The sequence below is a fragment of the Dyella sp. M7H15-1 genome (genome assembly GCF_004114615.1).
Taxonomy (GTDB): domain Bacteria; phylum Pseudomonadota; class Gammaproteobacteria; order Xanthomonadales; family Rhodanobacteraceae; genus Dyella_B.
In genome coordinates this window covers 1,087,053-1,111,015 of the sequence record NZ_CP035300.1, presented here as the reverse complement: position 1 = coordinate 1,111,015, position 23,963 = coordinate 1,087,053, and the positions used below count along the sequence as shown (strand labels likewise).

Annotated in this window: 23 protein-coding genes and 2 pseudogenes; 18 read left to right on the top strand and 7 right to left on the bottom strand. The window is 58.9% G+C overall.

The window, feature by feature from the left end; genetic code table 11:
* From EO087_RS05365 to EO087_RS05355, 3 genes are all read left to right on the top strand, one after another.
* Positions 1 to 489 (top strand): CesT family type III secretion system chaperone, encoded by a 489-nt coding sequence (locus EO087_RS05365; RefSeq protein ID WP_128897968.1) that lies wholly within the window; start codon positions 1 to 3, stop codon positions 487 to 489.
* 254 nt (positions 490 to 743) lie between these two features.
* Positions 744 to 1,175: an IS200/IS605 family transposase gene (gene tnpA, locus EO087_RS05360; RefSeq protein WP_128897488.1), complete on the top strand. Its 432-nt coding sequence runs from the start codon at positions 744 to 746 to the stop codon at positions 1,173 to 1,175.
* Positions 1,176 to 1,292: 117 nt separating this feature from the next.
* Entirely contained in the window at positions 1,293 to 1,787 is a 495-nt protein-coding gene (locus EO087_RS05355; RefSeq protein ID WP_128897967.1) for a hypothetical protein, read from the top strand.
* 31 nt (positions 1,788 to 1,818) lie between these two features.
* On the opposite strand, the gene EO087_RS05350 is transcribed toward EO087_RS05355, so the two are convergent.
* From EO087_RS05350 to EO087_RS05340, 3 genes and pseudogenes are all read right to left on the bottom strand, one after another.
* Complete coding sequence (locus tag EO087_RS05350; protein ID WP_128897966.1) at positions 1,819 to 2,019, bottom strand: hypothetical protein; 201 nt, start codon at positions 2,017 to 2,019, stop codon at positions 1,819 to 1,821.
* A gap of 340 nt (positions 2,020 to 2,359) precedes the next feature.
* Positions 2,360 to 3,325: pseudogene (locus tag EO087_RS05345) on the bottom strand (IS1595 family transposase).
* A 377-nt stretch (positions 3,326 to 3,702) separates the two neighbouring features.
* Entirely contained in the window at positions 3,703 to 4,401 is a 699-nt protein-coding gene (locus EO087_RS05340; RefSeq protein ID WP_164931775.1) for an ISAs1 family transposase, read from the bottom strand.
* Between the two features lie 253 nt (positions 4,402 to 4,654).
* Here EO087_RS05340 and EO087_RS05335 point away from each other — a divergent pair, with 253 nt between their 5' ends.
* Positions 4,655 to 5,029: a cupin domain-containing protein gene (locus EO087_RS05335; RefSeq protein WP_164931774.1), complete on the top strand. Its 375-nt coding sequence runs from the start codon at positions 4,655 to 4,657 to the stop codon at positions 5,027 to 5,029.
* A 417-nt stretch (positions 5,030 to 5,446) separates the two neighbouring features.
* Here EO087_RS05335 and EO087_RS05325 read toward each other — a convergent pair.
* Positions 5,447 to 6,041, bottom strand: a pseudogene (locus EO087_RS05325) (transposase); the annotation flags it as partial.
* Here EO087_RS05325 and EO087_RS05320 point away from each other — a divergent pair.
* A complete protein-coding gene (locus tag EO087_RS05320) occupies positions 5,947 to 6,501 on the top strand; it encodes a baseplate J/gp47 family protein (RefSeq protein ID WP_343133206.1) in 555 nt (184 codons plus the stop codon). The pseudogene EO087_RS05325 and the gene EO087_RS05320 sit on opposite strands and share 95 nt — an antisense overlap.
* Before the next feature lie 28 nt (positions 6,502 to 6,529).
* On the opposite strand, the gene EO087_RS16665 is transcribed toward EO087_RS05320, so the two are convergent.
* Complete coding sequence (locus EO087_RS16665) at positions 6,530 to 7,864, bottom strand: recombinase family protein (protein ID WP_240669133.1); 1,335 nt, start codon at positions 7,862 to 7,864, stop codon at positions 6,530 to 6,532.
* A 268-nt stretch (positions 7,865 to 8,132) separates the two neighbouring features.
* Between EO087_RS16665 and rimO the strand changes: the two genes are divergently transcribed.
* The gene (gene rimO, locus EO087_RS05305) at positions 8,133 to 9,449 is read left to right on the top strand and encodes a 30S ribosomal protein S12 methylthiotransferase RimO (RefSeq protein WP_128897962.1); all 1,317 of its coding nucleotides are present in this window, start codon (positions 8,133 to 8,135) and stop codon (positions 9,447 to 9,449) included.
* Between the two features lie 13 nt (positions 9,450 to 9,462).
* Positions 9,463 to 10,272, top strand: a complete 810-nt coding sequence (locus EO087_RS05300) for a DUF3025 domain-containing protein (protein ID WP_128897961.1) — start codon at positions 9,463 to 9,465, stop codon at positions 10,270 to 10,272.
* A gap of 110 nt (positions 10,273 to 10,382) precedes the next feature.
* On the opposite strand, the gene greB is transcribed toward EO087_RS05300, so the two are convergent.
* Positions 10,383 to 10,886, bottom strand: coding sequence for a transcription elongation factor GreB (gene greB / locus EO087_RS05295; protein WP_128897960.1), 504 nt, complete (start codon positions 10,884 to 10,886; stop codon positions 10,383 to 10,385).
* Between the two features lie 182 nt (positions 10,887 to 11,068).
* On the opposite strand from greB, the gene EO087_RS05290 reads away from it, so the two are divergent.
* Entirely contained in the window at positions 11,069 to 12,568 is a 1,500-nt protein-coding gene (locus tag EO087_RS05290; RefSeq protein ID WP_128897959.1) for a transglycosylase SLT domain-containing protein, read from the top strand.
* A 79-nt stretch (positions 12,569 to 12,647) separates the two neighbouring features.
* Here EO087_RS05290 and asd read toward each other — a convergent pair whose 3' ends face one another.
* Positions 12,648 to 13,493, bottom strand: coding sequence for an archaetidylserine decarboxylase (asd, locus tag EO087_RS05285; protein WP_128897958.1), 846 nt, complete (start codon positions 13,491 to 13,493; stop codon positions 12,648 to 12,650).
* Positions 13,494 to 13,664: 171 nt separating this feature from the next.
* Between asd and prmB the strand changes: the two genes are divergently transcribed.
* The 10 genes from prmB to trpA all read left to right on the top strand — a co-directional run bounded on the left by prmB (position 13,665) and on the right by trpA (position 23,941).
* A complete protein-coding gene (gene prmB, locus EO087_RS05280; RefSeq protein WP_128897957.1) occupies positions 13,665 to 14,585 on the top strand; it encodes a 50S ribosomal protein L3 N(5)-glutamine methyltransferase in 921 nt (306 codons plus the stop codon).
* 27 nt (positions 14,586 to 14,612) lie between these two features.
* Positions 14,613 to 15,161: a GNAT family protein gene (locus EO087_RS05275; protein WP_128897956.1), complete on the top strand. Its 549-nt coding sequence runs from the start codon at positions 14,613 to 14,615 to the stop codon at positions 15,159 to 15,161.
* A gap of 93 nt (positions 15,162 to 15,254) precedes the next feature.
* Positions 15,255 to 16,343, top strand: a complete 1,089-nt coding sequence (gene aroC, locus EO087_RS05270; RefSeq protein WP_128897955.1) for a chorismate synthase — start codon at positions 15,255 to 15,257, stop codon at positions 16,341 to 16,343.
* A gap of 131 nt (positions 16,344 to 16,474) precedes the next feature.
* A complete protein-coding gene (locus EO087_RS05265; protein ID WP_128897954.1) occupies positions 16,475 to 17,503 on the top strand; it encodes an aspartate-semialdehyde dehydrogenase in 1,029 nt (342 codons plus the stop codon).
* Complete coding sequence (locus EO087_RS05260) at positions 17,503 to 17,766, top strand: hypothetical protein (protein ID WP_128897953.1); 264 nt, start codon at positions 17,503 to 17,505, stop codon at positions 17,764 to 17,766. The genes EO087_RS05265 and EO087_RS05260 overlap by 1 nt, the downstream gene beginning before the upstream one ends.
* 168 nt (positions 17,767 to 17,934) lie before the next feature.
* Entirely contained in the window at positions 17,935 to 20,223 is a 2,289-nt protein-coding gene (locus EO087_RS05255) for a FimV/HubP family polar landmark protein (protein ID WP_128897952.1), read from the top strand.
* A 114-nt stretch (positions 20,224 to 20,337) separates the two neighbouring features.
* Complete coding sequence (gene truA, locus EO087_RS05250) at positions 20,338 to 21,105, top strand: tRNA pseudouridine(38-40) synthase TruA (protein WP_128897951.1); 768 nt, start codon at positions 20,338 to 20,340, stop codon at positions 21,103 to 21,105.
* Positions 21,102 to 21,740 (top strand): phosphoribosylanthranilate isomerase, encoded by a 639-nt coding sequence (locus tag EO087_RS05245; RefSeq protein WP_128897950.1) that lies wholly within the window; start codon positions 21,102 to 21,104, stop codon positions 21,738 to 21,740. The genes truA and EO087_RS05245 overlap by 4 nt, the downstream gene beginning before the upstream one ends.
* A gap of 192 nt (positions 21,741 to 21,932) precedes the next feature.
* The gene (gene trpB, locus EO087_RS05240; RefSeq protein ID WP_128897949.1) at positions 21,933 to 23,144 is read left to right on the top strand and encodes a tryptophan synthase subunit beta; all 1,212 of its coding nucleotides are present in this window, start codon (positions 21,933 to 21,935) and stop codon (positions 23,142 to 23,144) included.
* On the top strand, positions 23,141 to 23,941 hold the full coding sequence (gene trpA / locus EO087_RS05235; protein WP_128897948.1) for a tryptophan synthase subunit alpha: 801 nt from the start codon (positions 23,141 to 23,143) through the stop codon (positions 23,939 to 23,941). The genes trpB and trpA overlap by 4 nt, the downstream gene beginning before the upstream one ends.
* Positions 23,942 to 23,963 lie beyond the last annotated feature (22 nt).

Genomic DNA, 23,963 nt, shown 5'->3' with positions numbered 1-23,963 from the left:
ATGAATAAAGATAGTTTTGAGCGACTTCTCTCAGAATTTAGTTCAACGATTGGGCTGCCTGAATTGTCGTTTGATGAGGACGGCATGGCCTATCTCACGGTGGATGATAACCATCCCATCATTTTTCGTCGCGATGATGCGCGCGGCTGTCTTGTGCTCCTTGGTCAAGTGGCCGACACACTGCCCACGCACACGGATGCAACACTTTGGTCGGATATGCTTGCCATGGGCTTGAAGCCGCTTCGCAACGGTGAGCCAGGCATGGGCGCGGACCTGGACTCAGGCCAGGTGTTGATCCATCAAAGTCTGCCGCTTGCTGAGCTTCATGTCGCTCAATTGGTGGATACCTTCTTTTCATTTATCGACTTGCAAATGGTATGGGCTCAGCGACTCGAAGCCAGCCGCCTTTCCGAGCCGCAAGCGCCAAGCCTTAATCAGTCGTCGACATGGCTTAGCGAAAAATATGGCCATTTGCGCAATCAAGCATAACTATCTTATTTCCCTTTGAAAAAGGCCTTATCAGTGGGGCCTAAAATTCCACTGGAAACTTTAGATCATCCTTTTACTAATCTAGCATTAGTAATGTCACATAATGAAGCTGGATACCTTGCATCATAGGTTTTTCTAAGGTCTAGTAACTCAGAATGAGGTAAGCCCCCGGCTTTGCCGGGGGACTCACCAAGGTTTGACCTATACGGCGGTCGTAGTGAACCTGAAATCTCGACCAAGAGACGAGGTTCACGATGAAAGAGTATCAAAGCTTGAGTCATGCCCGTTGGGACTGTAAGTACCGCGTGGTGTTCATTCCCAAGCGGAGAAAGAAGCAGGTGTTTGGAGAGTTACGCAAGCACTTGGGCGAGGTCTTCCACGAGTTGGCTTCGCACAAGGAATCGCAGATTGTGGAAGGCCACCTGATGAGCGACCACATTCACATGTGCATCAGCATTCCGCCGAAGTATGCAGTGTCGAACGTGGTGGGTTACCTCAAGGGTAAGAGTGCCATCACCATTGCGCGCAAGTTCGGAGGACGGAATCGAAACTTCACTGGGGAGTCGTTTTGGGCACGAGGCTATTTCGTCTCGACGGTGGGCTTGGACGAAGCGATGGTGAGGGCATACATCCGAAACCAAGAGCAAGAGGATGAACGTTACGACGAGATGAAGCTGGGCGTGTAGCCCGCCGCCTTCAGGCGGCTCACGCTGTTATCGCCCCTTTGAGGGGCTCACCCAATAAAGCCCCCGGCTTTGCCGGGGGATACTTACTAAACACCTCACCAGTAGCACAGGAATATTATGAATATCAATTTCGCGTTATTAAAGGCAGCGCCTGAATTAGCCGGCGTCACGTGGAAAGACAAACACAACCTCGGTGATATAGTTGGAGATTCCTTCAAATGTAGTTATAAGGGAAGGGAATATAAGCTAACCAAAGACGTATCCGGGAAATGGACCGCAGGGCGGACCGACGACAATCTCGGCAAATTGGGAACAGGAATAAGAGATTTCTTTGTACGTCCATCCGACCAACCGAAAAACGCATCTGTTCTCGCCAGCCTTATCAATGGGGTGGAGAGGGACCACCTGGCGAGAAACCAACTACCAGAGCAGGACAGGGACGTCGAGCTCTTAGCGACACATCAAGAGCATGAGTACTATGAGGATGGGCATCTATACGAGAAGATCAAACCTGGCGATCTCGCACGCGCCCAATTCCGAGTGGACCTCCAGAACAACGAGCTAAAAGGGAATCAGCGATGGCTTGCGCTCGGTCACAAAAAGGGTCTCTGATCTTGCCCCTGAATCACAGCGATTGCTGACGTTAGCGGAATGCTTTGCGGTAGGGCTGTACGCCTATGCGGTCATGAGTAACCACGTGCACGCGGTACTGCACGTGGATCCACGTGCAGCCATGGCCTGGTCCGATGAAGAAGTGGCCGAACGCTGGGTTCGATTGTTCCCGGCGTGCGTCGACGACGTGGTGGACGAACGCTTGTGCCGCGGAAATTTCGGGGCCACTCATGAATTAGTCGTTCTTTTATCGAATCGCAGATCGCATGGACTCAGCGACTCGAAGCAAGCTGCCTTTCCGAGACGCAAATGGCAGGTTCTGATCAGTCGTCAACATGGCTTAGCGAAAAATATGACCATTTGCGCAATCGGCCATAGTTACCTTCTTTTCCTTTGGGGAAGTTTTATCAAGGGTGGCTAACGCGGTATTAATCTTCACCTTAGTAAAGTTATTGTGAAGGGGCACTATGCGGTCTAGGAATAAAGCCCCCTTTTCCTAAACCCCACTCACACTGATCGTACAATCACAAAGAATTAACAGATGAATAAACTTTCCTGATTTGTTCCAAAGTTCAGCTGGCTGCATCGATCGGTGCGTAGCGCAAACGTGCATCAGGCCAAGGCTTGCAGCGTGCTGCAGCCACCCGTAGTCGTGGCACAAGCGCGGCGAGGTCGAAACGCCGGTTGAATCGCCAAGCCGCTTCGGCGAGATAACGATGCGCATACTTGAGAAAATCAAAGGCGTGGTAAGTACCATCGAGCGAGCGCTTGACGTTACCCAGGATGGTATTGAGTCATCCCATCTGTCCGGCTTCGGTCGCGGCACGTCCTCCGGCGCTTTGGATCACGGTATGGGCATGCCCTTGCTCCTCCAGGGCACGAAACGCCCCCAAGCCATCGCTGTAAATATCGGTCCCTGGATGTAGATGCCGTTGCGCCCAATCCGCCAAGGCGGCCTTGGTGAAGCCTGGCAGGGGTTCGATGACGACATACAACGGATGGCCTTCGTCGCTGGTTTGAAGCGCGATGACAAACGGCACTTTGTTCTCCGACCCACGCCCGGCTTTGCCGCCGTTACGTTCGCCGCCCAGATACGCATCATCGATCTGCACGAGCCCGCCCAAACGGCGCGGCGCCTCACGATCGGCCATCGCTTGCATCAGTTTGTGCTTCATGCGCCAGGCTGCGCTGTAACCGACGCCCAGATGGCGCATTAACTCCAGTGCCGAGATGTTGTTCTTGGTCTGGGTGAGCAGGTACAACGCCAGAAACCAGGTCGTCAACGGCAACTTGCTACTGGCAAAGATCGTGTCCGAGATCAGACTGGCTTGATGACGACAGGCCCTACATTGCCAGAGTCGTTCACCATACCGGTTCGTGCATCGACTGTAACCTCGCCCGGCGCAGCGCGGACAGACAAAGCCCTTCGGCCAACGTGCCCTACGCAACGCTCGCGCACAACGCACTTCCGTGCCGAATTGTTCCAGAAACGCCGCCAGCGACATGCCTGGCTGCATTTGAATCGCGTTCATCGCCATGACCGTGGCCTCCATATGCGCGGGTGGCCTTCAGCATCGCTCGCTCGCGTTGCAACAGCTGCGATGCGAGCTGAACTTCGGAACGAATCAGGAGAAGTTATTCGGATCGGAAATTTCGGGGCGAACACCCAAGGCGGCAATTTCGGGGCGGCCGGCGATTAATGAAGGGCACATTTCGAGGCTGGACAAGAAAGAGGAAGCGGTGTCATCAAAGAGTGGCGGCGATGTGCATCCGCGACGTGGTACACAACCGATTATTTCGGGGCGGATTATTTCGGAGCAATCCAAGGAATGGGAGACAGAAAATGAGCGTATCTTGAGGAAGGCAGAAGAGACGGCGAAGGAGCTAGCGCTACTAGAAAATGGAGATGAGGAGATTAGTCTAGAGATCCGCCTAAACAACCGCGCCAAAATGTTAAACGAATTAAACGGGATAGATGATTCCGGGCATTCGGCGGCGAAATGGTGACCCCGTTTGGGCTCAGGGCGATCGTGCTATGTTGCGCCCCCAAACAACAGCCCGCATCGAATCGAATCGCATCCATGCTGACCACCGCACCCGTCAGCTCGATCTGTTGCAGCAAAGCAGGAATCGCTTTGATTTCGTTGCTTTTATCTGGCACATCCTGCACCGCCAACACGAGCCGGGCTTGAGTGGCAAACGCACTCATCAAGTGCGTTGGCGGCCGCTCGCCGTCTCGGCTCCCCCGTAACGTCTTCCCATCAATGGCCACCTGTTTGCCGGCGAGCGCTGGCAGGCCGGCACTGACCCATTCGGCAAACGCCACAGCAAAGGCTCGCCGGTCTAGGCGACCGATCACGTCGCTCAATGTGTCGTGAGAGGGAATGCCGTGGGGCAACTCCAGAAACTGGCACAGCCAAGCCTCGTTCTCGCAGCCAAAATCCTCTATCCCCACCCAGTCTTCCACCCCGCACACGACTGCGCATAGGGTAATCATCAGTATGTCGCTGAGCTTGTGCAGCTTATTGCGGGTCTGCCGACGTGGATCGGCCAGGTTGCTGAAAAAGGGCATGGGATTTGGCAGCATCCCCATACTTTCGCCGATTGTCGCCACACTCCACCACCGCCTACCTGGGGAGATAGCGCGATTGCCCTGCGTTTGGGCTCTCTTTGCCTGGCATCGGATCACCGGGTGTGGCATCATCACACCAATCGCTTCCTTGGACGGCCAAATGGAATCGTGCCGAGGAGGGGTCACGGAATCAGGTGTCATTAAGCCTTTCCTTGCATGAGCTGCTTTGGCAGCGTTTGTGACCTGCTTCGCCAACACGGTCAGGCGACGGAAACAACGAGAAGGGAGGGCTTTCGTGTCCATCACAAACGTATTCGATGCGCTTGGTAGCAAAGCCGAAGCAGACAAGGCGGCAGGTATCAACATTGCCAAACTGGCGGATAGTCATCAGCTCGGTCACTACGCAACCGAGTTACCGCCCGGCGCCAAGATCAATCCGCATTACCACCGCCATGGCGAGGAGCTGTATCTGATCCTCCAAGGTAGTGGCTTGATCCACATGTGGAAACCCGGCGAGCAAACCAGAACATCGCATCGGGTCCGACGCGGCTCCGTCTTCAACATTCCGGCGGGCACGGTACATCAGTTGGAAAACGATTCGACCGGATCCCTGGTGCTGGTCTTCTCCTGCCACCCCGATCATCTAGGCAGCGACCGGGTACTTGCATGAAGTCATGGGATGGCGATGGTCGCCAGAACCTCGAGCAAAAACTTCGCCGGGCCTTTGGAGACATCCGCAGTTTCTGGGGTTGCAAAGACAGGGACTCCGTATTCCTGTACGCCAGTGAAGAGTACGGCAACATTATCGGCGTGAAACATCACAGGGACGTAGAAGGCCGTACAGACTTCGACATGCCCTGCCGAACGTGACACGTTTCGCGAGCAAGACAGGGAGGTCATGGCGAGCAGGAAAGCACTGCGAATCCTGGAATCGATCCCTTTGCCGACGGCCAATGGCGAGCCTATCTGACCACCAAGTGGCCGTTATACGACGGCGAGGGCCATGTGGCTGGTGCTTTTTTTCACGGTCAGGACATCACTTGTGCCGCCACGGTGGAACTGGGTTCATTACGGCGAGGAATAGATGCTAAGTGATCCATCGCAGTCGTTGATCGGCCGTGAGCGCCAACACGGCAAACAGGATGTGTGTCGTGACCTTTGCATGACCTCGCACATGGATGCGATGAAGGCCAAAATCATCCTTCAGCTGTGTGTTGGCGCGCTCTACCGTGGTGCGCTCTTTGTAGCGCTCGGCCTCTACTGGGGTCGAACCGCTTCTTTTCGCCGCCACGCGGGTTATGCTCGATGAGTGGCACATGCCGCATGCTCCGACTGTGCTCGCGCAGGATTGAGCTGCAATAGCCGGCATCCATCAGGTCATACAGGTGAGTCACGCGTTGTGCGCTCATCGTTGCCAATGGAATGGCTAGTTGCGAGTCGTGGATGCTGGCTGAGGTCACGATGGCCGAGATCGGCACCATGCCGTCGGCAACGTCCAAATGCAGTTGGTAGCCCATCCAGGTGGTTTTATATCCTTGGCTGTTGCGCTTGGTGCCGACATCACAGAACGCGGGCAGATCCGCCAACATGGCTTCCAGGCTCATGCCGGCGGCTTGCTGTTTCAGGCGTTTTTCCGGGGCGGGTTCACGCACTTCATCTTTACGCGGACGACCGCGTTTGCGCGGCGCCGGGGCCGGCTTCGGTTCGGTTTTGGCCGGCCACCACGGTTTCCCCGTCGGCACTCACGGCATCTCGCAATACGACACGTTTCCGAACGGCTCGTTGCGCGGCATCGCAGCCACTGGCGATCAGCTCACTATCGCCAACCAGATCTTTCCCGTTCAGCCGGTCACTGCACTGGTCTATGTCTGTGGGCCATCCCCGAACGCCATCGATTTCACCTTCAGCGGTATGGGTACGCCTTCCGCCGTTGTGCAGCTCGCCATCCAAGCGGCCATCCACTATGAGTTTCTGACGCAGGGCGAACCGATCGCCGGCAGCTCGGTCGATCTCTCCGACATCGAAACAGCGATCGCCGGCATTTCCGGTACGGCGGGCTTCGTTATCAACGTGCCGACCGGCAACATCGTCAATGTCACCGGTGAACTGCCGACGCTTGGCACGATCACCTACCACCCATGAGCGCGCCGACCTTCAGCCGTGCGGACTTTCAGTCCGCACTATGGGCGTTAATGCCCCGAGGTAGGGCGTGGAACCGCGATCCGGGTTCTGTGCAAGACCAGGTCCTTGCTGCATTCGCACTGTCCTTTGAGCGCACTGCAACGGCCGCTCTGGAGCTCATCGCCGATGCGTTTCCCGCCACCGCGATCGACATGATTCCGGAGTGGCAGGCGTCGTTGGGGTTGCCCGATCCCTGCACGGGCCCGGCGCCGACGATGGTCCAGCAGCGACAGCACATCGCTGATTCCGCATTTGACATTTCACGCTTGGCTTGTTCGAGGGCGGTTTCAAGCTCGCGTGTCTTGCGCAAAATAACCAACGGCACCGCGCCATCGTCCTGAAGGAGGGCGTTTGTCAGTTTTTCGATCTGCGTTTCGAGTTCCGCGCAACGACTGCGCGCTGCGCTGAGCCTTTGCTTGATCGGTCGGTCAGCGTCGCTATTGTCCAGCAGGTTATTGAGCTTGATCTGGTCAGAGCAGTAGGTCAGTAGCGCGCGCTCAATTGGCGCGATGCTGGTGCTGCCTGAAACGGAGCACTTGCGGTTTGACTGGTCCGAGCAGCAAGCAAGTCGGCGATGCCCATCTTGCACACGTCCGGTGTTGTCTCGTCGCCTGGTCATCAGATTCTGCGCGATCATCGCTGATCCGCAATATCCGCAATAGGTGAGCCTCAGCCCGGTTATGATGCCTGGGATTTCCCCCTTTCCCTTGCGTCGGCTGCGCTGCTGGACTAGCGTCTGTAGCTCGTCGTATTCGGCCTGGCTGAGTATCGCCGGGTAGTAGCCAGGGCACTGGTATTGCGAATCGTCGACCGACAGGGTCTTGACGCCAATCAGCGCAGGTAGCCGGAACAGCTTGTAGAAATAGGATGCGGTGTTGGCGTAATCGGTGACGGACAAGCCGGCTGCATTCAGGCGATCCACGATTGCCAGCGAACCATGCCCCTCACGGAACAGCGTGATCGCTCTGCGCACTGCTTCGACACGCTCCGGGATCGGATGCCAAACGCCATCGACCCAAGCCAGCCATTTCGGGTCTTTTCCGTTCCTGATGATCCCGTGGTAGGTGCCGGCGAGCCATTGTTCGCACTGGCGCCTGATGGCCGCCTTGACGCGCTTGCTCTTGGTGTCGCTCTCTTCGTGCGCGCGGATCATCACCAGCAGGCTGTAGACCAGATCCATCGGGTTGGCCTTGAGGCGCTCCCGATTGTATTCCCGGCCGTCGCTGGCGATGACTACGGTGATGCCGGCATTGACGATCTGGGCGAGTTGGGTCTGCGCCTGGATGGGTTCCGCGCGGCTCAGCCGATCCAGGCCCTCCACCACCAGTACCGAGCCCGGCGCAATGCGATCCTCATCGATGGCGCGCAGAAAAGTGCCCAGAGCCCCCTGTTTGACGTGCCGCTAGTGATAGGCGCTCAATCCCTCATCGCGGAGTGATAGGGACTCAATCAAGCAGCAAACCGCATTTCCTTGCCCACCTTTCCGCATACTGCGCCTGCCGATCAGCGCTACTTCCCGCCGACTGTCTGGCATCACTGAACCGTAAATAGCTGTATACTTTGGCGTTTTTACCCATTCGGCACGACCCTCCATGAGTTCATCTTATCGTATAGGTATGGTATCCCTCGGTTGCCCCAAGGCGCTGGTCGATTCCGAGCGCATCCTTACCCAGCTCAAGGTCGAGGGGTATGAGATCGTGACCACCTATGACGCGGCTGACGCGGTGGTGGTGAATACTTGCGGCTTTATCGATGCTGCCGTGCAGGAGTCGCTGGATGCGATCGGCGAGGCCTTGCACGAGAACGGCAAAGTGATTGTGACCGGGTGTTTGGGCAAGCGCTCGGAGCTGATTCGCGAGGCGTATCCAGACGTGCTCGCCATTACCGGGCCGCAGGATTACTCCAGCGTAATGAGCGCGGTGCATGTCGCGTTGCCGCCGAAGCGCAATCCGCTGCTGGATATCATTCCGGATACGGGTATCAAGCTCACGCCGAAACACTATGCGTATCTGAAGATATCCGAAGGCTGCAATCATCGTTGCAGCTTCTGCATCATCCCGTCGATGCGCGGGGATCTGGTATCGCGTCCAGTGGACGAGGTGCTGGTCGAAGCGGAAAAACTGGTGAAGGGCGGTGTGAAGGAGCTGCTGGTGATCTCGCAGGACACCAGTGCCTATGGCGTCGATATCAAGTACGCCGAGCGCACGTGGCGCGAGAAGCGTTATCGCACGCGCATGACCGAACTGTGCGAAGGTCTTGCGGAACTTGGCGTCTGGACACGTCTGCATTACGTCTACCCGTATCCGCACGTTGACGAAATCATGCCGTTGATGGCGGAAGGCAAGAGCCTCCCGTATCTGGACATTCCATTCCAGCACGCCAGCCCGCGTATCCTCAAATTGATGAAACGTCCGGGCAATATCGACAAGACGCTGGAGCGCATCCAAAACTGGCGAAAACAGGTGCCTGAACTCACTTTGCGCAGCACCTTTATCGTTGGTTTCCCCGGCGAAACGGATGCGGAGTTCGAGGAGCTGCTCGACTTCCTGCGCGAAGCCGAGCTGGATCGCGTCGGTGCGTTTACTTACTCGCCAGTAGATGGCGCCAAGGCCAACGAATTGCCGGACCCGGTGTCCGAGGAGTTGAAGGAAGATCGCCTTGAGCAGTTCATGGCGGTGCAGGCGGAAATTTCTGCCGCCAAACTGCAGCGCAAAATCGGTCGCACGATAAAGGTGCTAGTGGATGAAGCCCATGCGGAGGGTGCAGTGGCGCGTTCGGCTGCGGATGCGCCGGAGATTGACGGCGTGGTGCGCATTGCCAACGGCCAGTCGCTGAAGCCGGGTCAGTTTGTCGACGTCGTGGTCGAGGCGGCGGACGAACACGACTTGCACGCCAGCCTGGTCAACTGATTCGGCCTAAGCCGTGCGTTACATTGCACCAGCGCGGGAGGCGGTCGATCCGTCCGTTTTCGGTTTCGCGCCTCTGCACGATTGGGGCGAGTACAACGGCTGGCTGTGCAATGCACGCTGGCCTTTGATGGACGAACTCAACGCACGCTGGCCGCAACATGCGAGTGAGCGCTTCGTGGCTCAAACGTATGAACTGCTGCAGGATGGCCTGCATTACGAAGAACGCATCGCCCAGCGCGGCCTGATCGCCACACGTGAGGAAAACTGGCACGACCTGTTCAACGCGATGATCTGGTTGCGCTATCCGTCACTGAAGCGCGCGCTCAATAAGCAGCAGGCGATAGGGGTTGCCAAGTTGGGTCGGCGCGAGCGTTCACGCCCGCAATGTGCGCAAACGCATTTCGATGAGGCGGGCGTGGTGGTAATGGTGCGCGATCCTGCCTTGTTAACGCTGTGGGATGCACATGACTGGCATGGTCTGTTCTGGCGTTGCCGCCACGCGTGGCAAGATGGCTCGATTGCGCTGGAAGTCTTCGGTCATGCCTTGCTGGAGCACGCCCTCACGCCAGGTAAACTGTTGGTTGGCAAGGCGCTTGTTCTGTCAGATAACGTCGCTGATCCGGAGCACGCGATCGCGCATTGCGCCGAATGGATTGCAGAAGGGCGCGTGCTGCGTGATCCACAGGAACTGCGCCCGTTGCCTTTGTCAGGCATTCCGGGCTGGCCTGCCGGCAATAACGTCGAAACCTTTCATCTGACTACCGCTTGCTATCAGCCTTTGCGCGAAGGCCGGCATTACCCGGCACCGTTGCGGATGTCCTGACGGTGCGCAAGGCTCACGATTTGGGTTGAAAATTCGACACGATCGTCTTTAGGGCAGTTTTAACGTGCCGAAATCGGGTTGGTTGACGCGTGAAGAGCAGGCTGGGGCGTTTATGCAGAATAGTCGACTGCAACGACCACAAAACGAGTTAGCCCGCTTGGCAGCTCGGCCTCGAACTCGTCGTCCAGCTTCTTTTTCATCACGGCGCGGGCCAGCGGGGAGTCGATGCTGATCCAGCCACGCTTGGCGTCTGTTTCGTCCGGACCCACGATGCGGTAGCGCAAGGTGTCACCATTGGCGACGTTTTCCAACTCGATCACGGCGCCGAAAAACACCGTTTTCCGATCGGCCGGCGCACCTTCAGCCACCTTCAATGACGGAATGCGCTTGCTGAGATAGCGCACACGGCGATCGATCTCGCTGAGCTGTTTCTTGCGGTAGGTGTATTCGGCATTTTCCGAGCGGTCGCCTTCCGCTGCTGCGGCGGCTAGGGCTTTCACCACTTCGGGGCGAAGGCTATGCCAAAGGTGATCGAGCTCGCTCTTGAGCTTTTCAAAACCTTCGCGTGTGATGATCGCAGTGGAACGCGGGGCAGGAGGACGCCAACGAGTCATGGCAGGACGATGATTACCGTATGCAGTGCAAGCAATGTGGAATTCAGCGGGATGTGAGCCTGTCGGCCTGCCCAGCGAGGGTCGGTCTGGCATGTGGCATTTTAGCCATATCGAAAGAAGTTGTTTGAGTCTGTGCGCTGAGACCGTTATGGTTGCGCCATCTTTGCAGGTGTATTGCCAACATGCCGAACCGTCCCGCTACCCGTTCCCTTCGTCTGGTTTTATTGGTTGCGGGGCTCACCCAACTGGCAGCGTGTGCTTCGGGTGGCAAAGCGGCCAAGCTGCCATCGGCATCCGTCAATGCGCTATATACCCAGCTCGATCAGGCCAGCCAGGGTTACGAAACGGCCTTGCAGCAGACACGTGCAGGTGATGCGCAGGCTGCGCAGAAAACTCTGGATGGCGCACTCGATCAGCTCAAGGAGGCTTCTGCGCACTGTGGCGCTACGCCGGGCTGCGATCCACAGCGTTTCTTCTCCGTTTTCGATCACCTGCTGCGTCTGAAGGACGGCAGCTTTATCGGCGACGAAACCCCAGGCGAAGGCGAGGACAAGGGTGAAGCCACCACGGCGGTGCCTGGGCCCGGACAGGCCGGCGCGGCCGGCAGCCTGCCGGAGGCGCAGCGTGCCGTCACCTTGTTGCGTGGTCACCAGCTTTCCGAACTGATTGCCATGAACGGCCCGGTGAAAGCTGCACTGGAAATGTGGCTCACCCAGTGGCGCGGCAATCTTATGGACGCCTACGTAAACTATCAGTACCTGCGTCAGGAAATGTGGCCGCAGTATCAGCAGGAAGGCCTACCCGAAGCCTTGCTGTTCGGCATCCTGGCTAAGGAGTCGGGCGGCAAGGTACACGCCGTATCGCGCTCCGGCGCGGCGGGGCCGTTGCAATTCATGTACGCCACGGGCCTGCGTTTTGGGCTCAGCGATCAGGACGGTTTCGATACCCGTTTTGATCCGGGCGAGTCGGCGCGTGCAAACGCCGAATACATGGACGAGCAGTTGAAGGTATTCAATGACAACCTCGAATTGACGCTGGCCGCCTACAACGGCGGCGAAGGGCGAATGAGGCGTCTGGTTGGTGATAACACCACGGTGAGCTTCTACGATCCGCGCATTTACGGTCAGGTTTCGCAGGAAACGCGCGACTATGTGCCCTCCGTGCTGGCGGCGGCGTGGCTGTTCCTGCATCCGGACAGCTACAACCTGCGCTTTCCAAAAGTGGATGGCTTAACCAGCAGCATGACCCTCAAGCGCGCCGCGTCGATTTCCGAACTCACCGTGTGCCTGGGTTCGGCCAATGACATGCCCGACGGCTGGTTCCGCACTTTGCGCAATCTCAATCCGCGCCTCGATCCGCAGCAGGAGCAGCCGATCGGATCGCAACTGCAGGTGCCCAAGATGCTGAAGCAGGTGTATGCGGCGAGATGCACGGATGGTCCGTGGCCGATTCTTGCCAGCGATCTGCACAACGCCGTGGTGCCGGTGCTGCCGGATCCGCCACCAGCGGTTGCCGCCGCTGATCCAGTAGTGCGTTACACCGTGCGTCGTGGCGACACGCTTGCCAGCATTGTGCGCAAGCACGGGGGATGCTCCGGCGAGAATGAAGTGGCTCGCTTGAATAATCTCAAGTTCAACCATGTGAAGGTTGGGCAGGTGTTGAGGTTGCCTAGCTGCCGCTGATGCATGGATGCGTAGGTTGAATGAGCGTGACCCATAGGCCAGGCGAAAACGCTTCTTTGGCGAGTTAGTGGCATTGGCCTTAAGGATGACGCAGTTCACCCAATCGCTGACCAACCTTGATGGCTTGCTGTGACGTCAGTGCATCCAGTTCAGTGGTGCCTTCTGGCAACAGCAGGATCACTGTGGAGCCCATGTTGAAGCGTGCCATTTCGCTGAAACGATCCAGCGAGATGTTCTGGCCGGCAAACGACTTGCGGCGAATCGAGGGCGCATAGGGTGGAATCACCATGCCATCCCACATGGTGGCGACCGACGACACCAGGATCGCACCCACCATCACCACGGCGAACGGGCCGCACTCACCGTCGAAGTGACAGACCAGCCGTTCGTTGCGTGCGAACAGTCGTGGGATGGCTTCCACGACGAACGGGGCCACGCTGAAGATTCGGCCTGGTATATGCACTGTCTCTTTCAGCTCGCCGCGCAGCGGCATGTGCACACGGTGATAGTCGCGTGGCGAGAGGTAGATGGTGACAAAGCGTCCGTTGCGGTAGGGGGCCACGGCGGCTTCGTCACCAAGTAATTCGGCGGCGGTGTAATCCTGGCCTTTGGCTTGGAAAATGTGTCCGTCGACAATAGGGCCCGCCTGGCTGATGCGTCCGTCGACAGGCGATATCAAGGCGGCTGCGGCCGCATCGGCACGGCGGGCATCGGGACGCAACTTGCGCGTGAAGAACGCATTGAAGTGAGGGTAGGCCAGTGGATCGGGTTGTGCGGCTTCGGTCATGTCGACCTGGTAGCGATGCACGATCTGGCTGATCAGGAAGTTCTTCCAGGGCGCAAAGGTCCAGCGCGTAGCCCAGTAGACCACGCGCGAAAGTGCCCGATGAGGAAGGATGTATTGCAGGAATACCTTGAAAGTCATCCTGCAAGTATAAGGAAAAGAAGGCGAATCTCAGAAGAGGGTTGACCTTCGCTTTCTTGGAGGCGACATGCAGCAGCGCATGCCCCTGGCCAGGGTACTTCCACGCATTTGCATGGGTCCAATGATGCACAGTCGCTATACTTCACGGCCTTCAAGCCGGACCGTGCCTACGTGACTACCGAACTCGCCTCGATCATCGACTTTATCCGCTACGGTGCCAGCCGTTTTTCCGCGGCCGGGCTGACCTTCGGCCACAGCCACGACAATCCGATCGATGAGGCGACCCATCTGGTGCTGGCCAGCCTGCATCTGCCGCCGGATATCCCTCCGGCCTACGGTGTCGGCAAGCTCACCGCTGAAGAACGCCTGCGCGTGCTCAACCTGATCGAGCGCCGTATCAACGAACGCCTGCCGGTGGCTTATCTGGTGGGCGAAACCTGGTTCGCCGGACTGAAGTTCAAGAGCGACCGCCGCGCCCTGGTGCCGCGCTCGCCGATCGCCGAATTGATCGAATCGGGCTTCACGCCGTGGCTGGATGACCGGCACGTGGAGCATGCCCTTGACCTGTGCACCGGTTCGGGTTGCATTGGCATCGCCATGGCGGAGTACAACCCGCATTGGCATGTCGATATTGTCGATATCAGCGACGACGCTCTGTCGCTGGCGCGCGAGAACGTGGCTTTTCAGCACATGGGCGATCGCGTGGCGATCATCAAGTCCGATGTGTTCGGCGGACTCCAGGGTCGCAAATACGATCTGATCGTCTCCAACCCGCCCTATGTTACCGAAGACGAATACGCGGCGCTGCCCGACGAATACGACCATGAACCCAAGCTTGGTTTGACCTCCGGCGAGGATGGTCTGGATATCTGCCTGCGCATTCTCGACGAGGCTGCCGATCACCTGGCCGAAGAAGGCTTGTTGATCGTCGAAGTGGGCGAGAGCGAGCACGCACTCAACGCGCTGCTGCCAGAAGTGCCTTTTGTGTGGATCGAATTCAAGGTCGGGCCGATGGGCGTGTTTGCGCTGGAGCGGCGCGAACTGATGGAGCATGCAGCGGCGATTCGTGCTGTGGCGGCTGCGCGGCGCTGACGTTTCAATCCGTTGTTCTGGAAAATTATGCAATTCACCACAACCCGCCTGCGTCTTGACGTCCTTTGCGAAACTGACGCTGACGCACTCTTCCACTACCGCTCCGATCCCTCCGTCGCGCGCTATCAAGGCTGGTGCCCAAACTCTCGTGACGAAGCCCTCGACTTCATCCGTTCGCAACAGCAGATCTCGCTGGATATCCCCGATAGCTGGCTGCAATTGGCCATTCGCCTCCCCGATGGAACCCTGATCGGCGATCTCGGCCTGCATCTGCCACCGGATGTACAAGGCTCGTACGAATTCGGCATCACCGTCGCACCGGCCTATCAAGGCAAGGGCTACGCACGCGAAGCGGCGCAGGCGCTGCTCGATTTCCTGTTCCACACCCTGGGTGCCCGTCGCGTGCATGCATCGATCGATCCGCGCAATGTCGCCAGCGCCGCCTTACTGCGTTCGCTGGGCATGCGCCAGGAAGCGCATTTTTGCGAGAGCTTGAACGTGCGTGGCGAATGGGTGGACGACGCGATCTTTGCATTGCTGGCGCGGGAATGGCCCACGGCTGACGCACGCGGTTGACTCACAACTAGGGCGTCGGCCGGTCAGACATGGCAATATGGGGTATCCGTGTCGCGTTGTCCTATCACTCTCCCTATCACTCTGGTTCTTTTCGTGTCCAGCAACTCCACCGGCAAGCTCTTCACTGTCACCACGTTTGGCGAAAGCCATGGTCCAGCCATTGGCTGCGTGATCGATGGTTGTCCGCCGGGCTTGCCGATCGATGCCGAGGAATTTCGCCCCGATCTCGAGCGTCGCGCAACGGGCCGCAGTCGTCATACCTCGCAGCGCCGCGAAGCGGATGAGGTGGAAATTCTTTCGGGTGTGTACCAGGGGCTCACCACCGGTACGCCGATCGCCCTGCTGGTTCGCAATACCGACCAGCGTAGCAAGGATTACGGCGACATCGTTGAAACGTTTCGCCCCGGCCATGCCGACTACACCTATTGGCAGAAGTACGGCATTCGCGATCCGCGTGGCGGTGGCCGCTCTTCCGCGCGTGAAACCACCATGCGCGTGGCGGCGGCGGTGATCGCCAAAAAATGGCTGGCCGAGCGCTACGGTGTGCGTGTTCGCGGTTATCTGGCTCAGCTCGGCGAGGTAGTGCCGGAAGGTTTCGACTGGAATGAAGTCGAACAAAATCCGTTCTTCTGGCCGCACGAGGCGCAAGTGCCGGCGCTGGAGAAATACATGGATGCGCTGCGCAAGTCAGGTGATTCAGTCGGTGCGCGCGTGAATGTCCAAGCGCAAGGCGTGCCGCCGGGCTGGGGTGAGCCGATCTACGGCAAGCTGGATGGCGACTTGGCCGCCGCGCTGATGTCCATCAATGCAGTCAAGGGCGTGGAGGTCGGCGATGGTTTCGCTACCGTAACCCAGCGTGGCAGCCAGCATCGCGATGAAATGCAGATGGACGGCTTTACGTCCAATCATGCGGGGGGCATTCTGGGGGGCATCAGTACGGGTCAGGTGGTGTGTGCCTCGATCGCGCTCAAACCCACGTCGAGCATCTTGATCCCCGGTCATAGCGTGAATCTGGCCGGTGAGCGGGTTGAGGTGGTCACCAAGGGGCGTCATGACCCTTGCGTCGGCATTCGTGCCACACCCATTGCCGAAGCGATGATGGCGTTGGTGTTGATGGATCACGCCTTGCGCCATCGTGCGCAGTGTGGCGATGTGGGTGAGATAATACCGCGTATTCCCTGATCGAATTGTTTTTCTATTGGCAAACTTCATTGCTGTGCCGTGTCGTTTGCGTGTTGGGCGAGCTAGATTTCCCGTTTGGGGTTTCGGCGCCGCTGCGGCGACCTTCCAAATTCCATGAAAAGTGACCCGAGATGAGCAAGAAGAGTAGTTACAAGGTAGCCATGGTAGGCGCGACTGGCGCCGTGGGCGAGACGCTGCTTAGTATCCTGGTCCAGCGCGAATTCCCGATCAGCGAACTGGTGCCGCTGGCCAGCGAGCGTTCGGCGGGTGGCAAAGTGGAATTTGCCGGCAAACAGGTCACCGTGAAAAATCTTGCCGACTACGACTTCAGCGGCGTGGACATCGCCTTCTTCTCGGCCGGTGGTTCAGTGAGCCGTGTGCATGCCCCGCGTGCGGCCGAGGCGGGTGCGGTGGTGATCGACAACACCTCCGAATTCCGTTACCGGGACGATATCCCGCTGGTGGTCAGCGAAGTAAACCCTCACGCCATCGCGCAATACACCACGCGCGGCATCATCGCCAACCCCAACTGCTCTACCATGCAGATGCTAGTGGCGCTGGCGCCGATTCATCGCGCCGTGGGCATCGAGCGCATCAACGTCGCCACCTATCAGTCTGTCTCCGGCGCTGGCCGTTCGGGCATGGAAGAACTGGGCAAGCAGACTGCCGCGCTGCTCAATTTCCAGGACGTAGAAAAGACCAAGTTCCCCAAGCAGATTGCCTTCAACGTCATCCCGCACATCGACGACTTCCAGGCCAATGGCTACACCAAGGAAGAAATGAAAATGGTGTGGGAGACGCGCAAGATCCTGGAAGACGAGTCAATCCAGGTGAACCCGACCGCCGTGCGCGTGCCGGTGTTTTACGGCCATGCCGAAGTCGTGCATATTGAAACGCGCGACAAGATCACCGCCGAGCAGGCGCGCGAGCTACTGGAAAACGCCGAAGGCGTGGTCGTGCAAGATGAGCGCAAGCCGGGCGGCTATCCCACGCCGGTGGGTGATGCGGCCGGTCAGGATCCGGTCTTCGTGGGCCGCATCCGCGAGGACATCTCGCACGACCGCGGCCTGGATATGTGGATCGTGGCGGATAACATTCGCAAGGGCGCGGCGCTCAATGCCGTGCAGATCGCCGAGTTGTTGATCGGGGATTACCTGTAATGCATCGCATCGCATGGCTCCTGGTGGGTTGTTCGTGGAGCTGGTCGGCTGCGTGGGCAAACCCGTCTGCCGCCTCGCCAATGGCTGCCTGCCTGAACCAGCGCATCGCCCAGCACCAAGCCGAGGTGGATCATCTACAGAAGGATGTCGGCCGGCAAGAGTCGGCCAGCCAGCAGGCTGCGCAACGGCTGCAACAACAAGACCGTACCATTGCGGAACTGCGTCAACAGCTCAAGGCCGCCCAAGAGGCGGTCTGGCATTGACGGCCGTCACGCCGGGCAAAAAAATCCCTCGTGCAGAGGGGGGTGAAATCCATTCTGGTATTGTTGATTGACGTTTATCTAACTAAAGTGACGACTTCCAAAAGAAAGTCATCGCAACCTGCGGTGATTTTTAAGTAAAACGTTCGGGTTGTCTCGGGGGAGCAAGCGATGAATCGTTCATTGAAGCTGTCGATATGGATGGCGCTTGCGCTGGGCAGTACTCAGGCGGCAGCCGTGGAACTGGGTCAAGCGCACGTGAAATCGGCGCTGGGTCAACCACTGCTGGTAGACATTCCGGTCACCCAGGCCTCTCAGGTCGAACTGCAAAGCCTCAGTGCCCAACTGGCCTCGAATGATGCCTTCGTCAAAGCCGGCGGCGAGCGCCCGACCATCCCGCTGCAGTTCAGTGTGGCGGATGAGGGCGGTCACAAGGTGATCCGCGTGACCAGCAGTGCTTCGGTGAGTGATCCCTATCTTGACCTGTTGGTGGAAGTGAACAGTACCGCTGGCAGTACCGTGCACGAATTTGCCATTCTGCTTGATCCACCTAACATGCAGGCTGCCGCCAGCAGCGCGCCTACCCTTCGTCGTATCTCGGCCAGCGGCGCCTCGGCATCGGCTAGCGAAACTTCAGCATCGACTCCGCGCCAGACTGCGGCAGCAGCGTCCACGCATCACGTAGTTGAAGTGAGGAGCAGCCAGTATGGACCGGTCAAAAAGGGCGTCACGCTCTCCCATGTCGCCGCGGAAGTTGCCTCCTCGGTGGGTGTGGATACCAACCAGATGATGCTGGCGCTGAAAACGGCCAATCCGGATGCCTTCTATCGCGACAACATCAACGCTCTGAAGGCAGGCGCAGTCCTGCGCGTGCCGTCACGCCAGGATGCCCAGGCGATGACCGCAGAGGCCGCTCTCGCGGCCGTGCGCCAGCAGAACAGCGACTGGCGCAATGGCACGGTCGGCAGTTCGCCAGTGGCCGTGGCAGCGGGCGGTACGCGTTCCAATGCTTCCGTGGCACCCACCCAGACCAGCAACGCCGACAAGCTCGCCCTAGTACCCGCGACGGGTGAAGGCCAGTCCGCCGGTGGTACGAATGGCAAGGTCAACGCCACCATTCGCCAGGAATTGCACCGCAGCCAAGAAACACTTGTCTCGCTGCAGCAGCAGAGCGACGAGCTAAAGTCGCGCATGAAGGATCTCGAAGACCTCAACAGTAAGAACCAGCACTTGTTGTCACTCAAGGACAACGAAATCGCGGATCTGCAAAAAAAACTGGCTGATGCGCGCAAGGCCGCGGGTATGCCGCCGGCACCGGCAGCCTCGGTTGCTGCACCGGCTCCAGCGCCAGTAGCCGTCACGCACCCGGCCCAGGTCGCCGCGCAAACACGGGCTGCCAAGCCAACCGCTACGGCACCGGCAAGCGGCGCCACTGCGCCACATACTGCGGCGATCACCACACCGCTGAACGCACCGGCCAAGCCGAAACCGATGATCCGTCGGCCTGCTCGTCTGACTACGCCGGTCGTGGAGCAGCCCTGGTACACCCAGACTTGGGCCATGGCCCTGGGTGGTGGTGTCATTGTTCTCGCGCTACTGGGCCTGTTGGCACTTCGTAGCAAGTCGGGTAGCAAGCCGTCCACATCGAAGGCAGCGGTCGATTCGGGCAACGAGGGATCGCTTGCTGATCGTTTTGGCACCATCGATGTCGACAGCCTCGGCCATGCCGTACCTGGCACTGACCCCGATCAGGACGAACTGCTCGATCAACTCGCAGAGCAACCCGACGATATTGGTCTGCATCTGGAGCTGGTCAGTCTCTATTACACGCGCCGCGACGTGGAGCATTTCGAGGCCGCCGCCGAAGCCATGCATGCTCACATCTCCGATCCGAATCAACCGGAATGGCAGGACGTGGTGCACATGGGTGAAGACCTCGCTCCTGGTCATCCGCTGTTTACGCAAGCGGCCATTCCGGCGTCGATGCACGACGAGCAGTCGACGCTGCATCATTTCGACCTGGACAGCTACGCCAACGACAAGTCGGCAGAGCCGGAACTCATCGCGCCCAAGCAGGCGCCGCCACCGATGCCATCCATGGTCAGCGAGTATCACTTCGATTTCGACCTGACTCCGCATCATCCGGAGTCTATCGGCAACGTGGCTGTTAAAGCGCAGACCAGCAAACCTCCAGCCGAGGAAGAGCCGCTGTCCTGGAAGTTCGGCGAACCGGCTGAAGCCGAACCCCAAACCGCGCACGAAACCTCGCACACCGCTGTGCAGGAAGAAGATTTCGGTGACCTGCACGACGACCCAATCGACACCAAGCTCGACCTGGCTCGCGCCTACCTCGACATGGGCGATTCGGACGGCGCCCGCGCCATGCTAGAAGAAGTGCTGCACGAGGGTAGCCAGATGCAGAAGGATGTGGCGCGGACCTTGATGGCCAAGATCCGCTAGTGTGGTAGTGAGTGAAAAGGAGTGAGCAGAGAAAGAAAACCCGAAGCGTAAGGCTTTGGATGGACTGGATGTTATAACTCTCATTTCTCACTACTCTTCACTCACTTCCAGTCAATGCGCATCGCCCTAGGCATCGAATACGACGGCACCGACTTTCTTGGCTGGCAACGGCTGAGTCACGGCGTTAGCGTGCAGGGCAGTGTGGAGCGTGCGCTTTCGTTCGTTGCTGCCGAACCCATTGAAGTGACCTGTGCTGGCCGCACCGATGCCGGCGTGCACGGCCGCTGCCAGGTCATTCATTTGGATACCCACGTGCAGCGCGACATGCGTGGCTGGGTGCTGGGTACGTGTTCGAATCTGCCAATCAGCGTGGCGGTGTTGTGGGCGCAACCCGTGCCCGATGACTTCCATGCGCGTTTTTCCGCGCGCAGCCGGCGCTATCGCTACACCATCCTCAATCGCTCCGTACGTCCTGCGCTGGATGCGCGCTATGTCACTTGGGAGCGCCATCCGCTGGATGCCAAACGCATGCACGTGGCGGCGCAAGCCTTGATCGGCGAGCACGACTTCAGCGCTTTTCGTGCGGTGTCCTGCCAAGCCGCGCATGCACGGCGCGAAGTGAAAGCGTTGAAGGTGTGGCGTGAAGAAGCCCATGTGATTGTCGAGATCGAAGCCAGCGCCTTCCTGCATCACATGGTGCGCAATATCGTTGGCTCCTTGTTGCTGGTCGGGCGTGGCGAGGAGTCGATGGAGTGGGTGACAACCCTGCTCGCTGGACGCAATCGCGAAATGGCGGGTCCCACTGCCGCGGCATCGGGCCTGACGTTTATCGGTCCCCGTTATGAGCGACACTGGAATCTTCCCGTCGAGGTGAGCGAATGACCCGTATCAAATGCTGCGGCATGACCCGCGTGGAAGACGCCTTGCTCGCCGCACAGCTTGGCGCCGACGCCATTGGCGTGGTGATGACCGCGCACAGCAAACGGCAAGTGTCGCTGGCACAGGCGAAGACCATCGTGGATGCCATGCCGCCATTCGTCACCACCGTGGTCCTGTGCATGGACGATGACGCGGGCTTCGTACAGGAAGTCATCGACACCATCCGTCCCTCACTGCTGCAGTTTCATGGCGGCGAAAGCGACGAATGGTGCAGGCAGTTCGGCCATCCGTACCTCAAGGCGATTGCGATGGGGGAGGGCGCTTGCGCGCTTTATCAACTGCGCGATCATCCACATGCTGCCGGCTTGCTGCTGGATGGTCACGGCTTGGGCGAAGCGGGTGGCAGCGGCAAGGCGTTCGACTGGTCGCTGATGCCATGCGATCTAAAGCAATCGTTGATTCTGGCGGGAGGGCTTACGCCAGCCAACGTCGCTGAAGCGATTCGTGTCGCCAAACCTTGGGCGGTGGATGTGTCGAGTGGTATCGAGTCCGCGCCGGGGATCAAGGATCCGGTCAAGTTGCGTGATTTTATTGCGGCTGTTCGACTTTCTGTACCCGGTGGTTCAGGCCATCTGTGACTCTAGTGTGGTGTCTCACAAGTAACGCGAACAAATTCCGGCGTCTTTCGTCGCGATCCGGCGTTGCTCGTCGTCACCATAGCGCCCACTATGACTCCTCCTCGCGCCTTGTCTCGCGACGACATCCACTCGGAATTTATTCACGTTACTTGCGAGACACCACACTAGCGATTCATAAAGGATGTCAGACCCATGCCCACGATTCAGGACTTTCAGAACTGGCCCGATGCTCACGGGCGCTTTGGCGATTTCGGCGGGCAGTACGTCGCCGAAACCCTGATGGCGCCGCTGGCCGAGCTGACCGAGGCCTATCTGCGCTTGCGCGAGGATCCGGAATTCCTGGCTGAGTTGGATCGTGACCTCACCCATTACGTGGGCCGTCCCAGCCCGATCTACCATGCCGAGCGCTTGTCGAAGCATGTCGGCGGTGCGCGCATCCTGCTCAAGCGCGAGGATCTGAACCACACTGGGGCGCACAAGATCAACAACACCATCGGCCAGGCACTGGTCGCCAAGCGCATGGGCAAGCCGCGCGTGATCGCGGAAACCGGCGCTGGCCAGCACGGTGTGGCGAGCGCGACGGTAGCCGCGCGCTTCGGGCTGAAATGCGTGGTGTACATGGGCGCGGTGGATATCGAACGCCAGAAGATCAACGTCTATCGCATGAAGCTGCTCGGTGCCGAAGTGGTGCCGGTCACTTCCGGTTCCAAAACGCTGAAGGATGCCTTGAACGAGGCCATGCGTGACTGGGTTACCCACGTGGCCGATACGTTCTACATCATTGGCACCGTGGCGGGCCCACATCCGTATCCGATGATGGTGCGCGATTTCAACGCGATTGTCGGGCGTGAAGCGCGTGCGCAGATGTTGGAGCAATATGGACGCCTGCCCGATGTACTCACGGCGTGCGTGGGCGGCGGCTCCAATGCCATCGGTCTGTTCCATGCGTTTCTCAATGACCGCGATGTGCGCATCGTCGGCGCCGAGGCGGCGGGCGAGGGCATTGCCACGGGACATCACGCGGCATCGCTCGCCGCAGGACGCCCTGGCGTGTTGCATGGCAATCGCACCTACGTGCTTTGCGACGATAACGGTCAGATCACGGAAACGCATTCGGTGTCCGCTGGACTCGATTATCCTGGCGTGGGTCCCGAGCACGCGTTCCTGAAAGAGGCGGGGCGCGCCGAATACGTCGGCGTCACTGACGACGAAGCGTTGGAAGCCTTCCACTTGCTTGCGCGTACCGAGGGCATTCTTGCCGCGCTGGAATCCAGCCACGCCGTGGCGCAAGCGCTGAAGCTGGCGCGTGAACTGCCGCAAGACGGCATTGTGTTGTGCAATCTTTCCGGCCGTGGCGACAAGGACGTACATACCATTGCGGCACGCGAAGGAGTACGGGTATGAACCGCATCGATCGACGCTTTGCCGCGTTGAAGGCTGCTGGTCGTACCGGGCTCATTCCGTTTGTCACCGCCGGCGATCCCGCGCCGGAACACAGCGTGGCGTTGATGCATGCGCTGGTCGACGCCGGTGCGGATGTGATCGAGCTGGGCGTGCCGTTCTCCGATCCAATGGCGGATGGCCCGGTGATCCAGCACGCTAGCGAGCGCGCCATTGCCAAAGGTGTGAGCCTGGCCGATGTGCTGGCGTGGGTTGCCGCATTCCGCGAGCGCGATCGGGATACACCAGTGGTGCTGATGGGCTATCTCAATCCGGTAGAAATCCATGGCTACGAACGCTTCGCAAAAGAAGCCGTGGCAGCAGGTGTGGATGGTGTGCTGCTGGTCGATTGCCCACTGGAAGAAGCCAACGTACTCGCGCCTTTGCGTGCAGCGGGCTTGCAGCAGATTCTGCTGGCAGCGCCCACTACCGCACGTGAGCGTATGGCGAAATTGTGCGAAGCGGCAGAGGGTTTCCTGTATTATGTATCGCTCGCCGGTATCACCGGGGCGGGACGCTTGAGTACCCAGGAGATTGCCGCACGCGTGGCAGACATCCGGACTCACGCCAGGGCGCCGGTGGCTGTCGGCTTCGGCGTCAAGGACACGCAGAGCGCGAAAGCCATCGCCAGATTTGCCGATGCCGTAGTGATTGGCAGCGCCTTGGTCGAGCGTCTGGAAGGGGCAACCAGCGCACCGGACATCGCAGCGAGGGCGGCGGATTTTCTTAGTCCGATTCGAGTGATGCTGGACGAAGCTTGACGGGCGACGCTTGTTTCCAGAT